The organism is Streptomyces sp. NPDC002889 (assembly GCF_042888425.1).
GTDB lineage: Bacteria > Actinomycetota > Actinomycetes > Streptomycetales > Streptomycetaceae > Streptomyces.
Genome location: NZ_JBIAPT010000021.1, coordinates 25,376 through 39,513, shown reverse-complemented (window position 1 = coordinate 39,513; position 14,138 = coordinate 25,376). Strand labels below are relative to the sequence as shown.

The following is a 14,138-nucleotide window of genomic DNA, read 5'->3' as shown; positions in this document are numbered from 1 at the left end:
GTCCGCCATTTCGGGCAACGCGGGTCAAGGTGCAGAATTTAGAGGAAAGAACCGAGAAGGTTCGGTTCTCCCGAGGAGGCCGCTCATGACCGCTCGCACCCCTGATGCCGAGCCGCTGCTGACCCCGGCTGAGGTTGCCACGATGTTCCGCGTGGACCCGAAGACGGTCACCCGCTGGGCCAAGGCAGGCAAGCTCACGTCCATCCGCACGCTCGGTGGACATCGCCGGTACCGCGAGGCTGAGGTCCGCGCACTGCTTGCGGGTATTCCGCAACAGCGCAGCGAGGCCTGAACCCCGCCTGATCGGGCGTTTCCGGGACCCCCATCCCGGACAAGCCCACCTATAGCTCCATAGGCGTGCGTCTGCCCCAACAGGCCTTCGTCTTTGATCGCACTGGACTCCGCCGGGTCCAGTGCGATCTTTTTTGTGTCCTGGGCCGGCTGCCGGTGGGGCGTGCGGGTGTGACGCGAGGGGCGGGAGGGGTGTGCTCGACAGATGGTGCAATTGCACATATTAAATTGGCCTGTTGTAGGCGGGGGGTAAATTCCCCGGTTTCGAAAAGCTTTTCAGTGACTCCCGTCACAGTGCCGGACTCTTGTCAAAGCCGGTCCGCGCAGGGAAGGGAGCGCGGCTGTACGGGTGTTGGTCACTCGGCGGCAGGGCTCTCGTCCTCGGTGGCCGGCTCGTCCTCGGGCCGCTCCAGGGCGAGGCGCAGAAGCCGATGACAGATGGGGCAGGTGCGCGTCAGATGGCGATAGCCGGACGCGGCCGCCAGATGGGCGCGCAGAAGCGCTCGGGTCTCATACCGCCTGGCCGTGGACGCCGCCATGCACGTCACCTCCGGGTGTGTGCCGTCCTTTCGGGCCTTTCCGGGATCTTGCGGGGCTCGCGTGCCCTGGCTCCCCCGTAGCCCTTCGGGCACGGGAGGGGCCCACAGCCTTGGCGTGGGAGGTGTCCCCGGTACCGGACGTTGCCCACTGATCCGGCCTGATCCCGGAGAAAGGTCCTAATGATTGGGTACCGGTGGCAGGTGACCGCGTCAAGACGGCCGGACACGACGAAGGCCCGCGTCGTGTTGACGCGGGCCTTCGTATGTCGCGCGGTCCTGACGGGATTTGAACCCGCGGCCTCCACCTTGACAGGGTGGCGAGCACTCCAAACTGCTCCACAGGACCAGGTTTCGCAGCCCCACGCTTCGTTGGCTGCGAGAGAGACTGTACAGCAGGTCAGCCGGTCCGGTCGAACTCACTCATGGCGAGCGCCGCATCACGGCGCTGCCGCGTCGATCGCCTTCACGATGCGCTTGTCGGACACGGGGTGCGCCGTGCCCAGGGCGTGGGCGAAGTAGCTCACCCGCAGCTCCTCGATCATCCAGCGGATGTCCAGAACCTCCTGCGGCACGGGGCGCCCCTGTGGCATCTGCTCCAGCAGCCAGGCGTACTCGTCCTGCATCTCGTGGACCTTCTCCATACGCGAGGTGTCCCGCTGCACGGACGTCGGCATCTGCTGCAGGCGGCGGTCCACGGCGACCAGGTAGCGCATCAGGTCCGGCAGCCGGCGCAGGCCCGTGCGTGTGACGAAGCCGGCCGGCACGAGGGCCGCCAGCTGCTCGCGTACGTCCTGGACGTTGTTGATGAGCGTCAGGCTGTTCGTGGCCTTCAGGCGGCGCTCACAGGCCTGCCAGGCCGCCAGGATCTGCTGGACCCGGTCGATCGTGCGCACGGTCAGGTCGACGAGGTCGGCGCGGACCTTGTCGTACAGCTTGCGGAACGATTCCTCGTCCCACGCGGGCCCGCCGTGGTCCGCGATCAGACGGTCCGCCGCGGCCATGGCGCAGTCGTCGAACAGCGCCTGGATGGAGCCGTGCGGGTTGCGGGACAACGCCAGCTTCTGCTGGTTCGTCAGCTTGTCCGAGGCGAACTTCGACGGGTTCACCGGGATGTTGAGCATGATCAGGCGGCGTGTTCCCTGCCACATCGCCTGCGCCTGCTCGGCCTCGGTGTCGAAGAGCCGTACGGCGACGGTCCCGCCCTCGTCGACGAGCGCCGGGTACGCCTTGACCGGCTGGCCCGCCCGCCGGGTCTCGAAGACCTTCGTCAGGGTGCCGATCGTCCAGTCGGTGAGCCCCGAGCGCTCCAGCGACTGCCCCGAGGGCCCGGAGGTGGCGGCCGCGGCGGCCTGGGACAGGGCCTGCCGTGCCTTGGGCCTCAGCTGGAGCTTCAGCGCCTCAAGATCCTTGCTCTCGGCGAGCTTCTTGCGGCGCTCGTCGACGATCCGGAAAGTGATCTTGAGGTGGTCGGGGATCCGGGAGAGATCGAAGTCGTCGGCCGTGACCGGCACACCCACCCTGCGCTGCAGCTCGCGCGCGAGCGTCACCGGCAGCGGCTCCTGCGACAGCTGGGTCCGATCGTGCCCCTCCGGGGGTGGCGCGCTGTCCAGGAACGCCCTCGCGTAGTTGGGGGCCGGTACGTAGTGGCGCCGGATCGGCTTGGGCAGGGAGCGGATCAGCTCGGTCACCACCTCCTCGCGCAGGCCGGGGATCTGCCAGTCGAAGCCCTCGTCGGTGACCTGGTTCAGCACCTGGAGGGGGATGTGCACGGTGACGCCGTCCGCGTCCGCGCCCGGCTCGAACTGGTACGTCACCCGGAACTTCAGCCGGCCCTGCCGCCAGGAGTCCGGGTAGTCGTCCTTGGTGACCGACCCGGCCTTCTCGGTGATGAGCATCTCGCGTTCGAAGTCGAGCAGTTCGGGCTGCTCATGCCGCTTGTGCTTCCACCAGGAGTCGAAGTGGGCGCCGGAGACGACATGCTCGGGCACCCGCTGGTCGTAGAAGTCGAAGAGCGTCTCGTCGTCCACGAGGATGTCGCGGCGGCGGGCACGGTGCTCCAGCTCCTCGACCTCGGTGAGGAGTTTGCGGTTGTCCGCGAAGAACTTGTGGTGCGTGCGCCAGTCACCTTCGACCAGCGCGTTGCGGATGAACAGGTCGCGGGAGGTCTCCGGGTCGATCCGCCCGTAGTTCACCTTGCGCTGGGCGACGATCGGCACGCCGTACAGCGTGACCTTCTCGTACGCCATCACGGCCGCCGCGTCCTTCTCCCAGTGCGGTTCGCTGTACGTGCGCTTCAGCAAATGCTCGGCGAGCGGTTCGATCCACTCCGGTTCGATCTTCGCGTTGACGCGGGCCCACAGACGCGACGTCTCGACGAGCTCCGCGGACATGATGAAGCGCGGGGGCTTCTTGAAGAGTGCCGAGCCGGGGAAGACCGCGAACTTGGCGCTGCGTGCGCCCAGGTACTCGTTCTTCGGGCCGTCCTTCACGTCCTTCATGCCGATGTGCGACAGCAGACCCGCGAGCAGGGAGACGTGCACGGCCTGTTCGGGCGCATCGTCCTCGTTGAGGTGGATGCCCATCTGCTTCGCGACCGTACGCAGCTGCGCGTAGATGTCCTGCCATTCGCGGATGCGCAGGAAGTTCAGATACTCCTGCTTGCACATCCGGCGGAAGCTGGACGAGCCGCGCTCCTTCTGCTGCTCACGGATGTAGCGCCACAGATTGAGGAAGGCGAGGAAGTCGCTCGTCTCGTCCTTGAAACGGGCGTGCTGCTGGTCGGCCTGCGTCTGCTTCTCGGCCGGGCGCTCGCGCGGGTCCTGGATGGACAGCGCCGCCGCGATCACCATGACCTCGCGGACGCAGCCGTTCTTGTCCGCCTCGATGACCATGCGCGCGAGGCGCGGGTCGACCGGCAGCTGGGAGAGCTTGCGGCCGAGCTCGGTCAGCTTCTTGCGCGGGTCCTTCTGCTGCGGGTCGAACGCGCCCAGTTCCTGGAGGAGTTGTACACCATCGCGGATGTTGCGGTGGTCCGGAGGGTCGATGAAGGGGAACTTCTCGATGTCGCCGAGGCCGGCCGCGGTCATCTGGAGGATGACGGACGCCAGGCTCGTACGCAGGATCTCCGGGTCGGTGAACTCCGGTCTCGCGTCGAAGTCCTCCTGCGAGTACAGCCGGATGCAGATGCCGTCGGAGGTACGGCCGCAGCGGCCCTTGCGCTGGTTGGCGCTGGCCTGGCTGATCCGCTCGATGGGCAGACGCTGGACCTTGGTGCGGTGGCTGTAGCGGGAGATACGGGCGGTGCCCGGGTCGATCACGTACTTGATGCCGGGGACGGTCAGGGAGGTCTCGGCGACATTGGTGGCGAGGACGATCCGGCGGCCGGTGTGCGGCTGGAAGACGCGGTGCTGCTCGGCGTGCGAGAGACGCGCGTACAGCGGGAGCACCTCGGTGAACCTGTACTGCTTCTTGTTGAGCGCGTCCGCGGTGTCGCGGATCTCGCGCTCGCCGGAGAGGAAGACGAGGATGTCGCCCTTGCCCTCGCCCTGCAGCTCCTCGACGGCGTCGCAGATCGCCGTGATCTGGTCGCGGTCGCCCTCGGAATCGTCAACAGCCTCGCCGTCCTCCTCGAGGAGCGGGCGGTAACGGACCTCGACCGGATAGGTACGGCCGCTGACCTCGACGATCGGGGCGTCCCGGAAGTGGCGGGAGAAGCGCTCCGGATCGATCGTCGCGGAGGTGATGATCACCTTGAGGTCCGGGCGCTTGGGCAGCAGCTGGGCGAGATAGCCGAGCAGGAAGTCGATGTTGAGGGACCGCTCGTGGGCCTCGTCGATGATGATCGTGTCGTAGGCGCGCAGCTCGCGGTCCGTCTGGATCTCGGCGAGCAGGATGCCGTCCGTCATCAGCTTGACGAAGGTCTCGCCGCCGACCTGGTCGGTGAAACGGACCTTCCAGCCGACCGCTTCGCCCAGAGGAGTGCGCAACTCCTCCGCCACCCGTTCGGCGACGGTACGGGCCGCGATCCGTCTCGGCTGCGTATGGCCGATCATGCCGCGTACGCCCCGGCCCAGCTCCAGACAGATCTTAGGGATCTGCGTCGTCTTGCCGGAGCCGGTCTCACCCGCGACGATCACGACCTGGTGGTCCCGTATCGCCTCGAGGATGTGGTCCTTCCTCTGGCTGACCGGGAGCTGCTCGGGATACGAGACCTCGGGCACCCGCTCGAGGCGCCGCGCGACGCGGGCCGCGGACCTGTCGGCCTCGGCGGCGATCTCGTCCAGCACGGCCTGCCGCGCCTCGGGCTTACGGATACGGCGGGCGCCCTCGAGACGGCGGCCGAGCCGGTGGGCATCGCGCAGTGATGCCCCGGCGAGCAGGGTCTGGAGGTCGGCGAAGGAAGTAGACATACGGAGTCCAGGATCGCACCCCCGGGAAAGCACTGGCGAACGCATTTCGTTCGCAAGCTGGTGCAGTATGGAGCAGATCCGATCACCTGCCCACGAAGGGACCGTGCGTCCATGCTGCTCAGACGCGACCCCCGACACCGGATACCGGTGGCCGCGGGTGTCCTCCTGGGCATGCTGCTGGCGCTGTTGGTGGGCTCCACCACGCCGGCGACTGCGTCCGCGGGACCGCTCCCCATCGTGGGCATGTCCGACCCGGTGCAGGCGCCGGGCTGCGGCAAGGGTGCTTCGGACGACGGCAACGGCGCGGACCCCGCGACTCCTGTGCGCGGTGGCTCGGTGTGCGAGCTGCTGCCCGCACCGCACACCGGCCATGGTGCCCCCGGCTCCGCCTGGGGCCTGGCGGAGCCCGTCCGGGCGCCGGTCCCGGACCGTGGGCCGCCGCCGCTCGCCCCGCCGTCTCCCGTCGATCTGTCCGTCCTGCGCGTGTAGAGCGCACGGGCTCGCCGCTGCGTGCCCGTCTCCCGCGACTTGTTCATGACCCACGCTCAGGAGCACTACGTCCATGCCTTCCTCCTCTCCTTCCCGTAAGCCGGTCGCCGTCGGGGCGGGCGTCGTCGTCGCCGCGCTGCTGCTCGGCTACGCCTCGTACACCGCGACCAAGCCGGACACGTCGTCCGGATCCTCGTCCGTGGCCGAGGTCTCCGCGGCCCCGCGGACCGGCGCCCACCCCGAGTGGGAGAAGCTCGCCCGCCGCGACGCCGGGGACCCGCTCGCGGCCGGCCGCGCGGACGCGCCGGTCGTGATGGTCGAGTACGCCGACTTCCAGTGCGGCTACTGCGGCACGTTCGCCCGTGACACCGAGCCGTTGCTGATGGAGAAGTACGTGAAGGACGGCACCCTGCGCATCGAGTGGCGGAACTTCCCGATCTTCGGCGGGGAGTCGGACGCGGCGGCGAGGGCGGCATGGGCCGCCGGGCGCCAGGGCCGCTTCTGGCAGTTCCACGCAGCGGCGTATGCACAGGGCGCGAAGGAGAAGGGCTTCGGCAAGGACCGGCTGAGGACTTTGGCCCGTGCCGCGGGGGTGGCCGACCTCGACCGGTTCGTCCGCGACGTGGACGGCGACGCGGCGCGCCGGGCGGTCGGGAAGGACCAGGAAGAGGGGTACGAACTCGGCGCGACGTCCACTCCGTCCTTCCTGATCAACGGGCGCCCCATCGCGGGCGCCCAGCCGATCGAGGCGTTCATCGAGGCGATCGAGGCGGCGAAGAAGGCCGCGCGGTGAGCGACATCGGCTATCTGGCGGCCCTCCTCGGTGGCCTGCTCGCGCTGGTCAGCCCGTGCAGCGCGCTGCTGCTCCCGGCGTTCTTCGCGTACTCCGTCGACGGGGCGGGCAGGCTCCTCGCCCGTACCGGCATCTTCTACGCGGGTCTGGCCACCACCCTCGTGCCGCTGGGCGCGGCCGGGTCGTTCGCCGGGCGGCTCTTCTACGGTCACCGTGACCTGCTGGTCTCCGCCGGCGGCTGGCTGATCGTCGGGCTCGGCGTGGCCCAGATCCTCGGGACGGGCTTCGCCTCGCGCCGAATGGCCTCCGTGTCCGGGCGTATCCGCCCGACGACCGCCGTGTCCGTCTACGCCCTGGGCCTGGTCTACGGCCTCGCCGGATTCTGCGCGGGCCCCATCCTCGGCAGTGTGCTCACCGTCGCGGCGCTCAGCGGCAGTCCGGTCTACGGCGGCCTCCTGCTCGCCGTCTACGCCCTGGGCATGGCGGTCCCGCTGTTCCTGCTCGCGCTGCTCTGGGACCGCTTCGACCTGGGCCGCCGCCGGTGGCTGCGCGGCCGTGAGCTGAGCGTGGGCCGCTTCCGGCTGCACACGACCTCGTTGCTGTCGGGCCTCCTCTTCATCCTGCTCGGCACGCTGTTCCTGGCCTTCGACGGCCCGACCGCCCTGCCGGGCCTGCTCTCGGTCGACGACTCGTTCGCGGCGGAGAAGTGGGCATCGGGAATCGGCAGCGCGGTCCCGGACTGGACCCTGCTTGTCCTGGTGGTGGCGGTGGTGGGCCTGATTCTCGCCATCCGCGGGCGGCGCGGCGGGGAGCGCACGTAAGGGGAACGGCCCCGTCCGGGAGGACGGGGCCGTCGGGGGAGCGGTGTGTCCGGGGGTACGGCGAAGGCCCCGGTCCATGAGGATCGGGGCCTTCGGGTTGTGGCTGGGGCCGGGGTCGAACCGGCGACCTATCGCTTTTCAGGCGATCGCTCGTACCAACTGAGCTACCCAGCCACGAAGCTCTCGCGAGCTTCAGCGGTCCTGACGGGATTTGAACCCGCGGCCTCCACCTTGACAGGGTGGCGAGCACTCCAAACTGCTCCACAGGACCAAGCAATGTGCGAGACCAAGTCTCGCACACGGTATTGCGTGCCCCCAACGGGATTCGAACCCGTGCTACCGCCTTGAAAGGGCGGCGTCCTGGGCCACTAGACGATGAGGGCTAAGGGCCCGCCTGGGCGCTTTGCAGCGCGTCGGGGACGTGAGAAGCATATGGGATGCGGGGAGCTATCGCCAAAACGGTTTACGGGACCACGGAGCCGTCCCCTGGAAGGACGTACTCGGGGAGGGGGACGGTGTCCGGGCCGAGGGCGGCGCGCCCGGCGCGTTCTCGTCCGGGACATGGCGGCTGACCTCGGCCGTCGTCAGCCCCAGACCGCCCAGCGTGATCTCGTCCCAGGCCTGGAGGCGCCGGGTCGACCGGTCGAGATAGAGCACCGAGGTGCGGACCTTCTCCGGGTTGTCGTTCTGGACCGCCCGCAGCCCGCCGCCGCCCGTCGAGCCCTCGATCTTGATGCGGGTGCCGTGCGGGAGGACCTCGGTGCGGCGCTGGTGGATGTGGCCCGCCAGGACGAGGGGGACCGTGCCGTCGGTCTCGCGGGCCGCGACCGGGTTGTGGGCGACCGCGATGTCCACGGGGGTGCCCGCGCGTTCCTGGTCGCGCAGGGCGGAGGCGAGGCGGATACCCATCATCCGTTCGGCCGGGTCGCCCTGGGCGACGACCGAGCGGTCCGGGGTGAACTGGGGGTCGCCGCTGCCCGCGATACGCAGACCGGCGACGGTGACCGCTTTGCCCTCGTCGAGGACGCGGACGTTCTCGAGACCGGCGAGATAGTCCTGAGTGGTGGGGGAGTCGTGGTTGCCGCGGACCCAGACGTAGGGCGCTCCGAGGTCCTCAATCGCGTCCAGGAAGGTGTTCTCGGCGGCCGAGCCGTGGTCCATCGTGTCGCCGGAGTCGATGATCACGTCGATCCGGTACTGCTTCACGAGCGAGGTGATGATGTGCCACGCGGCCGGGTTGAGATGGATGTCGGAAACATGCAGCACCCGCAGCGTGCCGGGGTCCGGCTGATAGGTGGGGAGCGTCGAGGTCGCCTCGTACAGCTTGGTGACGTTGGTGACCAGGCGCGCCAACTCCTGCTGGTAGACGTCGAATTCCGTGACGATGGAGCGGGCGTTGCCGACGACCGAGGGGGCGCTGGAGAGCAGCCCGGAGAACTTCGGCTCCAGGACCGACTTCGGGTTCCAGGTGGCGTACGCGCTGGCGCCGGAGGCCGCGAGGAGTACGAGAGCGAGTCCGCCGGCCCCGAGGGCGCGGCGGGGGCGGCGGTAGACGGCGAGGCCGAGGGCGGTGGCGCCGGAGACGACGGCCACGCAGGAGCGCACCGCGAGTTCGGTGGTGCCCTGGCGGACGTCGTGGGTGACCTCGTCCTGGAGGCCGGACAGCAGCTCGGGGTGCTCGACGAAGACCTGCGAGCGGACCGGGTCGAGCCGGTCGACGTCCACATCCAGGCGGATGGGCGCGACATGCGAGTCGAGTTCCAGAGCGCCCAGCGGGGAGACGTTGATCTTCGTGCCGCCGGACAGGGACGGCCGCAGCGTCATGGTCGTGTCCATGGGCCCGACGGGCGTACGGACATTGCCGACGACGAGCAGTCCGAGCCAGGCGCCCAGCAGGACGACGGCGGTCAGCCCGAGGGCGCGGGTCCAGGGGCGCGGGCGGTGTGTCAGCGGGCCGACGGGATCCACCGGATCGGTGGCCCCAGGACGGCCGAGTGCGGCGCGGATCGGGCGGGGCAGGCGGGACGTACGGGGCGGTTCCGGGGCTTCGCGGGCCATTGGTCCCGTATGCCCAATGCTGCGGGCGGCCATGCCGGGGCGACCGGCCGCACGGGGTACCTGACAAGGGCCACGTGCTGGAGATGACGCGCGAGGAGTTCGAGGAACCGGTCGCCGAGGCCCTCGACAGGATCCCGCCGGAGCCCACGCGGCTGCTGGACGACGTCGGGGTGTTCGTGGAGGATGAGCCGACCGCCGACGACCCCGAGCTGCGCGGGCTCCACGAGGGGACTCCGCCGACCGATCGCGGTGAGTGGCACGCGGGTGTGCTGCCGGACCGGATCACCATCTACCGGGGGCCGGCGCTGCGGATGTGCGAGACCCGCGAGGACGTGGTGGAGGAGACCGGGATCACCGTGGTGCGCACCATGTCGGCGTACACCTGGTCCGCGACGCTTCAGCTCATCGGGTGACATGGGCGGCCGCGGGCCCACCGGCCCATGTCCCGGGCGACGGCCTCTTGAGCGGCGTCGAAAGGGACCACGGCGTCGGCCCGCCACAGCCCGATCCGTACGGTCGAGGGGTCGTCCTCCGGAGCGCTCATGGTCAGCCCCAGCCCAGTTCGTGAAGTCGGTCGTCGTCGATCCCGAAGTGATGGGCAATCTCATGGACCACGGTCACGGCGACCTCGTGGACCACGTCGCCAGGGGACTCGCAGTAGCGGAGCGTCGGACCCATGTAGATGGAAATCCGGTCCGGGAGCACACCGGCGTACCACTCACCGCGCTCTGTGAGTGGCGTGCCCTCGTACAGGCCCAGTAGCTCTGGGTCGGACGGGTCGGGTTCCTCCTCCACGAACACGGCCACGTTGTCCATGACCCGCGTCAGCTCCGGGGGGATCGTGTCCAGGGCCTGGCTCACCAGTTCTTCAAACGCTTCCCGCGACATTTCCAGCACAGGGCCATTGTCCGGGACGCAGAGGCCGGCGGTAGTGCAATGGCCCGGCCGTCCGCCACGGGGAGCGGACGACCGGGGCAGGTCAAGGGCCATCGCGTGCAGCAGGGCGGCCGCGCGCGAGAATGGCTCTCGTGGTGACATGCATACTTCCCCTGTCCCCGCGGATCAGCCTGGGTCCCTCGACGACAAAGGTGTCCGACGGGTGTTCCTGCATGCACGAGATCGGCCACCACTTCGGGATCGACGAGGAGCGGCTGCACGCTCTGGGGTACGGGTGAGCCCGTCCGAGGTGCCGGACGCCATTGATCCGGATGTCGATCTGCATGTGCCCGCGCAGCGTGCGGAGACGGCCGGGGCGCACAAGTGGCAGGTGCTCGCGGCGATCTCGGCGGGCGGTGCGGCAGGAGCCTCGGCGCGGTACGGGGCCGAGCTGCTGTGGCCGGTCCGGGACGGCTCGTTCCCGTGGGCGACCTTCGGGGTCAATGTGCTGGGGTGCGCGCTGATCGGCGTCCTCATGGTGCTGGTCGGCGAGGGCGGCCGGTGGGCCCGTCCGCTGGTGCGGCCGTTTCTCGGCGTGGGGGTGCTCGGCGGGTTCACCACCTTCTCCACGTATGCGCTGGACTTCCGGAACCTGTTGGAGCACGGGCGGGCGGGTCTCGCGACGGCGTACGCCGGGGGCACGCTCGCGGCGGCGCTGACCGCGGTGTGGCTGGCGGCCTCGGCGACGCGCGGGGCCCGGCGGGCCGTGCGGCGGGCGGTGGTGGGGTGAGCTGGCTGCTGGTGATCGCGGGGGCGGCGGCCGGTGCCCCGTTGCGGTATCTGACGGACCGCGCTGTGCAGGCGCGCCATGAATGCGTGTTCCCGTGGGGGACGTTCGTGGTCAATGCCGCGGGCAGCCTGATGCTCGGTGCGCTGGCCGGGGCTTCGGTGTCGTCGGGGACGTACGCGCTGCTGGGTACGGGGCTGTGCGGGGCGCTGACGACCTACTCCACGTTCTCGTACGAGACCTTGCGGCTGGCCGAGAGCGGGCGGACGTTCCTGGCCGCGGTGAATGTGGGCGGATCGCTGCTCGTGGGATTCGGATCGGTGTACCTGGGCGGGGAGTTGGCGCGCGGCCTGGTCGGGTGAGACGAAGGCCGGCGGAAGGTGCCGCGGGGTCTCTTGGGCGGGTTTTCGGGCGTGTCCCTTGCGGGGTGCCGGGAGTTGGGCAGGAAGACCCGTTGCTCCCTGCCCCGGAGGTGCCCCGTGCGCCAGTTGTCAGCACCCTGCCGATGGGCCGTCCAGGCCGCCGCCGCGTTGGCGGTCCTGGCCTCGGCGGGCTGCATGAGCGTGAGCGACGACGAGGGCAGGAAGCCTGCCCCCAGCACGTCGGCGGAGCGGCGCGGCGCGGCGGCCGAGCCGGACGGCGGGCACGGGGCGCCGGGCGGGCGGCCGCAAGGCCGCGGCGGCAAGGGCGACAAGGACGGGCGCGGCAAGGACGATCCGAAGGCGTCGCCCAGCGCGAAGGACTCCGCATCCGCCGAGGCGAAGCCCACCAAGGGCGGGAAGGGGCCGCAGTCCCCGGCCAAGCCGGCGCCGACGGGAGACGGCAGCTCGCCGTCCGTACCGGAGCCGTCGACACCGGCGCCCGATGTACCCTCCGAGCCGCCCCCGAGTTCCACGCCGCCGGCCGGCGAGCCGACCGACCAGCCCTCGGCCTCGTCCGCGCCCGAGGTGCACGCCGGAGCGCTGCGGTTGGTGCGGGAACCGGGCACGCACACGGAGCCGGTGGCTTCACCGCAGGTGGGGCCGGTGTAACCAGGGTCACTCGGACGAGGTTTGCCTTGGCCGGGGGGAGGTGCGTATGGTGGTAGATCGTTTGATCCCATTGCCCGGCGCCGAAAAAGAAGAGCGCCGTGTGGCGCGTTACTCCCTAGCCGTGGCTGACCGCATAGAGGCGGTCGAATTGCGAATTCACGGAGTTTGGGCGCGTGCCGAGACTCCGGAAGGTTTCGCATTTCGCATGTCCAATTTCAGTACTGATCACGCCGTCATGCCCGAGAACGCTGAGATCGTCGCCGAGACGGTCGAAGCCGTAGAGGCTGTCACCGACGCTGCTCCCGAGGTCACCTTCGCGTCCCTCGGCCTCCCCGAGGGCGTCGTCCGCAAGCTCGCCCAGAACGGCGTGACCACGCCCTTCCCGATCCAGGCCGCGACCATCCCGGACGCCCTGGCCGGCAAGGACATCCTCGGCCGTGGCCGTACCGGCTCCGGCAAGACCCTCTCCTTCGGTCTGCCGACCCTGGCCACGCTGGCCGGCGGCTCCACCGAGAAGAAGAAGCCGCGCGCCGTCATCCTCACCCCGACCCGTGAGCTCGCGATGCAGGTCGCGGACGCGCTGCAGCCCTACGGCGATGTGCTCGGCCTGAAGATGAAGGTCGTCTGCGGCGGTACGTCGATGGGCAACCAGATCTACGCCCTCGAGCGCGGTGTCGACGTCCTCGTCGCCACCCCGGGCCGCCTGCGCGACATCATCAACCGCGGCGCCTGCTCGCTGGAGCAGGTCCAGGTCGCCGTCCTCGACGAGGCCGACCAGATGTCCGACCTGGGCTTCCTGCCCGAGGTCACCGAACTGCTCGACCAGGTGCCGGCCGGCGGTCAGCGCATGCTCTTCTCCGCGACCATGGAGAACGAGATCAGCACGCTGGTCAAGCGCTACCTGACCGACCCGGTCAGCCACGAGGTCGACAGCGCCCAGGGCAACGTCACGACCATGACGCACCACGTCCTCGTCGTGAAGCCGAAGGACAAGGCGCCGGTCACCGCCGCCATCGCCGCCCGCAAGGGCCGCACGATCATCTTCGTCCGCACCCAGCTGGGCGCCGACCGTATCGCCGAGCAGCTCTGCGACTCCGGTGTGAAGGCCGATGCGCTCCACGGCGGTATGACGCAGGGCGCGCGTACCCGCGTGCTGGAGGACTTCAAGAAGGGCTACGTCAACGCGCTCGTCGCGACCGACGTCGCCGCCCGCGGTATCCACGTCGACGGCATCGACCTGGTCCTGAACGTGGACCCGGCCGGTGACCACAAGGACTATCTGCACCGCTCGGGCCGTACCGCCCGCGCCGGCAAGTCCGGCACGGTCGTCTCGCTGTCGCTGCCGCACCAGCGCCGTCAGATCTTCCGCCTCATGGAGGACGCGGGCGTCGACGCCTCGCGTCACATCGTGGGCGGGGCCGGTGCCTTCGACCCCGAGGTCGCCGAGATCACCGGTGCCCGTTCGCTGACCGAGGTCCAGGCGGACTCCGCGAACAACGCCGCCAAGCAGGCCGAGCGCGAGGCTGCCCAGCTCACCAAGGAGCTGGAGCGGGTGCAGCGCCGCGCCTCCGAGCTGCGCGAGGAGGCCGACCGCCTGGTCGCCCGTGCCGCGCGCGAGCGGGGCGAGGACCCGGAGGCGGCCGTGGCCGAGGTGACGGAGGCCGCCGAGGCCGAGGTCGCCGCCGTGCCGGAGCCGCAGGCCGAGGTGCGCGAGGAGCGTCCGTCCTACGACCGTCGTGACGAGCGCGGCAGCTTCGACCGCCGTGACCGTCGTGACGGTGAGCGTGGCGGTGACCGTGGTGGCTTCCGCCGCGACGACCGTGGTGGCCGTCCCTTCGAGCGTCGTGACAACGACCGTGGTGGTTTCCGTCGTGACGAGCGTCGTGACGGTGACCGTGGTGGCTTCAACCGCGACGACCGTGGTGGCCGTCCCTTCGAGCGCCGTGACGACCGTCGTGACGGTGAGCGTGGCGGTGACCGTGGTGGCTTCCGCCGCGACGACCGTGGTGGCCGTCCCTTCGAGCGTCGTGACAACGACCGTGGT

14 protein-coding genes, 4 tRNA genes and 1 pseudogene are annotated in these 14,138 nt (G+C 69.9%); 10 read left to right on the top strand and 9 right to left on the bottom strand.

Annotation, left to right across the window (positions count from 1 at the left end; genetic code table 11):
* The first annotated feature begins 85 nt into the window (after window positions 1–85).
* A complete protein-coding gene (gene bldC, locus ACFYWI_RS28055) occupies window positions 86–292 on the top strand; it encodes a developmental transcriptional regulator BldC (RefSeq protein ID WP_003949541.1) in 207 nt (68 codons plus the stop codon).
* A 355-nt stretch (window positions 293–647) separates the two neighbouring features.
* On the opposite strand, the gene ACFYWI_RS28050 is transcribed toward bldC, so the two are convergent.
* The 3 genes from ACFYWI_RS28050 to hrpA form a co-directional block, all read right to left on the bottom strand.
* Window positions 648–830 (bottom strand): DUF6274 family protein, encoded by a 183-nt coding sequence (locus ACFYWI_RS28050; RefSeq protein ID WP_389237747.1) that lies wholly within the window; start codon window positions 828–830, stop codon window positions 648–650.
* A gap of 271 nt (window positions 831–1,101) precedes the next feature.
* Window positions 1,102–1,176 (bottom strand) — tRNA-Asp (locus ACFYWI_RS28045).
* A 91-nt stretch (window positions 1,177–1,267) separates the two neighbouring features.
* On the bottom strand, window positions 1,268–5,239 hold the full coding sequence (gene hrpA / locus ACFYWI_RS28040; RefSeq protein WP_389237745.1) for an ATP-dependent RNA helicase HrpA: 3,972 nt from the start codon (window positions 5,237–5,239) through the stop codon (window positions 1,268–1,270).
* Window positions 5,240–5,350: 111 nt separating this feature from the next.
* On the opposite strand from hrpA, the gene ACFYWI_RS28035 reads away from it, so the two are divergent.
* From ACFYWI_RS28035 to ACFYWI_RS28025, 3 genes are all read left to right on the top strand, one after another.
* Window positions 5,351–5,728, top strand: a complete 378-nt coding sequence (locus ACFYWI_RS28035; RefSeq protein ID WP_389237743.1) for a hypothetical protein — start codon at window positions 5,351–5,353, stop codon at window positions 5,726–5,728.
* A gap of 73 nt (window positions 5,729–5,801) precedes the next feature.
* On the top strand, window positions 5,802–6,521 hold the full coding sequence (locus tag ACFYWI_RS28030; RefSeq protein ID WP_389237741.1) for a DsbA family protein: 720 nt from the start codon (window positions 5,802–5,804) through the stop codon (window positions 6,519–6,521).
* Complete coding sequence (locus tag ACFYWI_RS28025) at window positions 6,518–7,342, top strand: cytochrome c biogenesis CcdA family protein (protein WP_389237739.1); 825 nt, start codon at window positions 6,518–6,520, stop codon at window positions 7,340–7,342. The genes ACFYWI_RS28030 and ACFYWI_RS28025 overlap by 4 nt, the downstream gene beginning before the upstream one ends.
* Before the next feature lie 100 nt (window positions 7,343–7,442).
* Here the strand turns inward: ACFYWI_RS28025 and ACFYWI_RS28020 are convergent.
* The 4 genes from ACFYWI_RS28020 to ACFYWI_RS28005 all read right to left on the bottom strand — a co-directional run bounded on the left by ACFYWI_RS28020 (window position 7,443) and on the right by ACFYWI_RS28005 (window position 9,400).
* A tRNA-Phe gene (locus ACFYWI_RS28020) sits at window positions 7,443–7,516 on the bottom strand.
* 22 nt (window positions 7,517–7,538) lie between these two features.
* Window positions 7,539–7,613: transfer RNA gene (locus ACFYWI_RS28015), tRNA-Asp, on the bottom strand.
* Between the two features lie 39 nt (window positions 7,614–7,652).
* Window positions 7,653–7,725 (bottom strand) — tRNA-Glu (locus ACFYWI_RS28010).
* A gap of 64 nt (window positions 7,726–7,789) precedes the next feature.
* Window positions 7,790–9,400: a metallophosphoesterase gene (locus ACFYWI_RS28005; protein WP_389237737.1), complete on the bottom strand. Its 1,611-nt coding sequence runs from the start codon at window positions 9,398–9,400 to the stop codon at window positions 7,790–7,792.
* A gap of 74 nt (window positions 9,401–9,474) precedes the next feature.
* Between ACFYWI_RS28005 and ACFYWI_RS28000 the strand changes: the two are divergent.
* Window positions 9,475–9,821 (top strand): annotated as a pseudogene (locus ACFYWI_RS28000) (metallopeptidase family protein); the annotation flags it as partial.
* Here the strand turns inward: ACFYWI_RS28000 and ACFYWI_RS27995 are convergent.
* Window positions 9,798–9,944, bottom strand: coding sequence for a hypothetical protein (locus tag ACFYWI_RS27995; RefSeq protein WP_389237970.1), 147 nt, complete (start codon window positions 9,942–9,944; stop codon window positions 9,798–9,800). The pseudogene ACFYWI_RS28000 and the gene ACFYWI_RS27995 sit on opposite strands and share 24 nt — an antisense overlap.
* A gap of 2 nt (window positions 9,945–9,946) precedes the next feature.
* Complete coding sequence (locus ACFYWI_RS27990) at window positions 9,947–10,297, bottom strand: metallopeptidase family protein (protein WP_389237735.1); 351 nt, start codon at window positions 10,295–10,297, stop codon at window positions 9,947–9,949.
* A 131-nt stretch (window positions 10,298–10,428) separates the two neighbouring features.
* On the opposite strand from ACFYWI_RS27990, the gene ACFYWI_RS27985 reads away from it, so the two are divergent.
* The 5 genes from ACFYWI_RS27985 to ACFYWI_RS27965 form a co-directional block, all read left to right on the top strand.
* On the top strand, window positions 10,429–10,575 hold the full coding sequence (locus ACFYWI_RS27985; protein WP_389237733.1) for a metallopeptidase family protein: 147 nt from the start codon (window positions 10,429–10,431) through the stop codon (window positions 10,573–10,575).
* Complete coding sequence (locus ACFYWI_RS27980) at window positions 10,572–11,066, top strand: CrcB family protein (protein WP_389237731.1); 495 nt, start codon at window positions 10,572–10,574, stop codon at window positions 11,064–11,066. Before ACFYWI_RS27985 ends, ACFYWI_RS27980 begins: the two co-directional genes overlap by 4 nt.
* Complete coding sequence (locus tag ACFYWI_RS27975; protein WP_389237729.1) at window positions 11,063–11,425, top strand: fluoride efflux transporter FluC; 363 nt, start codon at window positions 11,063–11,065, stop codon at window positions 11,423–11,425. The genes ACFYWI_RS27980 and ACFYWI_RS27975 overlap by 4 nt, the downstream gene beginning before the upstream one ends.
* Window positions 11,426–11,542: 117 nt before the next feature.
* Window positions 11,543–12,094: a hypothetical protein gene (locus tag ACFYWI_RS27970; protein WP_389237727.1), complete on the top strand. Its 552-nt coding sequence runs from the start codon at window positions 11,543–11,545 to the stop codon at window positions 12,092–12,094.
* 235 nt (window positions 12,095–12,329) lie between these two features.
* On the top strand, window positions 12,330–14,138 hold a 1,809-nt coding region (locus tag ACFYWI_RS27965), incomplete at its 3' end, for a DEAD/DEAH box helicase (protein WP_389237725.1).

What these genes read in the sequence shown, in the direction of transcription:
- ACFYWI_RS28005 (WP_389237737.1), bottom strand. Translation starts at nt 9,400, where the DNA reads ATGGCCCGCGAAGCCCCGGAACCGCCCCGTACGTCCCGCCTGCCCCGC.
- ACFYWI_RS27995 (WP_389237970.1), bottom strand. Translation starts at nt 9,944, where the DNA reads ATGAGCGCTCCGGAGGACGACCCCTCGACCGTACGGATCGGGCTGTGG.
- ACFYWI_RS28035 (WP_389237743.1), top strand. Translation starts at nt 5,351, where the DNA reads ATGCTGCTCAGACGCGACCCCCGACACCGGATACCGGTGGCCGCGGGT.
- ACFYWI_RS28030 (WP_389237741.1), top strand. Translation starts at nt 5,802, where the DNA reads ATGCCTTCCTCCTCTCCTTCCCGTAAGCCGGTCGCCGTCGGGGCGGGC.
- bldC (WP_003949541.1), top strand. Translation starts at nt 86, where the DNA reads ATGACCGCTCGCACCCCTGATGCCGAGCCGCTGCTGACCCCGGCTGAG.
- ACFYWI_RS28050 (WP_389237747.1), bottom strand. Translation starts at nt 830, where the DNA reads ATGGCGGCGTCCACGGCCAGGCGGTATGAGACCCGAGCGCTTCTGCGC.
- hrpA (WP_389237745.1), bottom strand. Translation starts at nt 5,239, where the DNA reads ATGTCTACTTCCTTCGCCGACCTCCAGACCCTGCTCGCCGGGGCATCA.